2 protein-coding genes are annotated in these 2,590 nt (G+C 49.9%); both read left to right on the top strand.

All coding sequences use genetic code 11. From position 1 onward, the window contains the following. The first annotated feature begins 281 nt into the window (after positions 1-281). Complete coding sequence (locus B3D59_RS00735) at positions 282-1,790, top strand: hypothetical protein (RefSeq protein WP_286817167.1); 1,509 nt, start codon at positions 282-284, stop codon at positions 1,788-1,790. A 67-nt stretch (positions 1,791-1,857) separates the two neighbouring features. Then, positions 1,858-2,590 (top strand): hypothetical protein (locus tag B3D59_RS00730; RefSeq protein ID WP_286817166.1); only part of this gene is annotated, 733 nt, incomplete at its 3' end.

Below are 2,590 nucleotides of genomic sequence, written 5' to 3'. Positions count from 1 at the left end.
GCGGTGAAATGTCAACAGAACCTAAAACCCGATCCTTGGGAGGCACGATATTTAAGCTTTGAGCAGAGGTGTGATACGATATTTAACTTGACAAAGGCGAAAGATTTATTCTAGAATTCGGTAATCCTAAAAAGCTTACTCAGCCCGTGTTAACCCAAGTGACTCAAATGTCGTTAACTCATTACACTCCAATATGACTTAAGGGGGTAAAAAACGTATGACCTTTTTTTTCTTGGACCTTACGAATAATTGCCGGATCATTTCTGATGGTCTGACTGCCTGTGTTTAGTTTTGCATTTACACCTGGTGCATTTGTCGTTTCACCTGCGGAAGTTGACCTGTGTACGGTGCGAGTGCTTCCCGGTTCTCCAGCCGGGCCCTACGCCTTCAGCATCTCCGTTGTCGGCGGACCCGTTCCTGATCCCGTTGTAGATTCGAAAAATGAAGAAGAGATTGAAGCAGAGATTGCTGACTTCAGTGCCTCCTGCGATGCGGCATGGCTGACCCTGGAACCTGCAAACGGCACTATCCCCGGAAGTATCACGGCAACTGCCACAGTCAGTGAAACCATGGGGTCCGGTTTATGGACCGCTAATGTGACCATTTTTTCCGGGCTTGCTCCTGCCACCGAACTGGTAACGATTCCGGTGACGATTAATGTGATCCGAAGCATAGGGGATTTGCTGACCGTTTCCCCTCTCACGTTTCCCTCCCAGCGGCTGCAGGTTTTTGGATTTGAACCCGGGTGGACGGCAGCCAGTGATATGGGGTTTGTTTCTGCTGCACTTTATAATGCTGAAGGCGATTCGGGGACGGTGATCATCACGGATCCCTATGGCTGGGTGGAGGAGAGCCCGAACGCCGAAATTCTTTCCGCCATGGATTACGGCACCTACATCGGCTATATCAAGGTTTCCGACCTGGATAAAGAGGCTCAGTTTCAAATTCCCATCACCATCAACATTCGAGAACCCGGGGACGCGGTGTATCTGCCGGTCGTGGATTTTATAAGCTCCTACAGCCAGATGGACGCGGCTGAATCAAGTCTTATCAATGTCCAGATTCCCGTTTCCGAGGACATTGCGCACTATCCGACTGCCACGACCTGCCAGGCGGAAGGGGGGACTTGGATTGATCCGAACAACACTCTCCTGGACAGCCTGGATGCGTACTGCAGTCTGAATGAACGAGCCTATGTGCTGCTGGAGCGTCGGGACATGGAGCCCGGGATGGTATATGCAATGACCAAAACCGGCACATTGGCCCTGGCCTATGAGAACGGCATCAAAGTCTCCGGGGCGGATGACCTCTCCTATGCGGACGGGCCGGTTTCATATATCCCCGTTGGCCCGCTTCAGATGATCGGCAGCTACGGCACAGTGGTGGTCAGTCTGAGAATCGGAAACAACCTGTCCTCTGCCGTGGAAATTCAACGTCTGCTGATCAGCCTCCAGACCCTGGAAGGCCAATGGACAGTGACCGAAGCCTACAAGGGCTCCTATTATGTGTACGATTTCGCTCCGTTAACCGTTGAGCGGATTATTGACGGTCAGCCCGGCTATACCGCCTCATGGGAGAATATGCCGGTTCGCGTCTCCTTCGGTGACGGGAGTAACTGGTTATATCAATTGTTTTTTGAGCAAGAAGGGGGAATTTATTATACATATCAAATACAACGCCTCTCCGGCAGCCAGATGTCGGGACAATGGCGATACACCTGGCGAGGAACATCCTCTGATTGGGAGACCTTTGAGGCCCAACGGCCACTATGGCAACTTACGTTTCCCTGAAAGTGCTGAAGGTGTCGGCTTGAATGAGTTCACAATGCCATATTTATCTTTGATTTAGGAGTGCGTAATGAAAATAGTATGGGGCGGGATAATAACCTTATTGGCAGCGGCATTATTTGCCTCCTGCGGCACCACGAAAGTCGATTCGATTCACCCGATGGTTCAAACGGCATCTTTCGGGGAGGGAAAAAAGATTGTGATTCTGCCCTTTGCCGATTATACCCCGTCCGATTCTCCCATGGGATATTGGCGCCGGAATGTGCTGATAATGGAGTCGCTCCAGGACGAAATCCTTCGATATGGGTATATGCCGGTTGTTAATGAAGATGTCATATCCTATTTGACGGATAAAAAGATCATTAACCAGGAGAAAATGACCAGAAAGCCGTCATTCGAAGATTCCATGCTTAAAGCCGAACTTGCAAAAGAGTGGTCCGATGAGATGAAGGTTGAAATTGCAAATATTTTGCTGTCAAACGCGAAAAAGAGAAAAGCGGAATCTATCCGCGATATGGCATCGGAATATAAAACAATTGCCCTGGATGCCGGGGTTATCAGGGATATCGGCCGGACATTTGATGCGGATTATATTGTCCGGGGACGGATCATGGTGTTTAAGACCGGCCGGGAAGACAGTTTTAATCCGCTTCAAACCGGTGTGCTTCCATTTTTTTTCAATTTCGGAAGCGGCACCGCCTTTGGTATCGCCGAGTCTGAGAATTATGAGATGATCGATAAAATCGCCATCGGCGGGTTGCTGGGTGAGGCTATTGCGCCAAGTGGCTGGCCTATTGAAGAGT

This window comes from Desulfobacter sp. UBA2225, from assembly GCF_002348205.1.
Taxonomy (GTDB): domain Bacteria; phylum Desulfobacterota; class Desulfobacteria; order Desulfobacterales; family Desulfobacteraceae; genus Desulfobacter; species Desulfobacter postgatei.
This window is presented reverse-complemented; position numbering and strand designations above follow the sequence as displayed.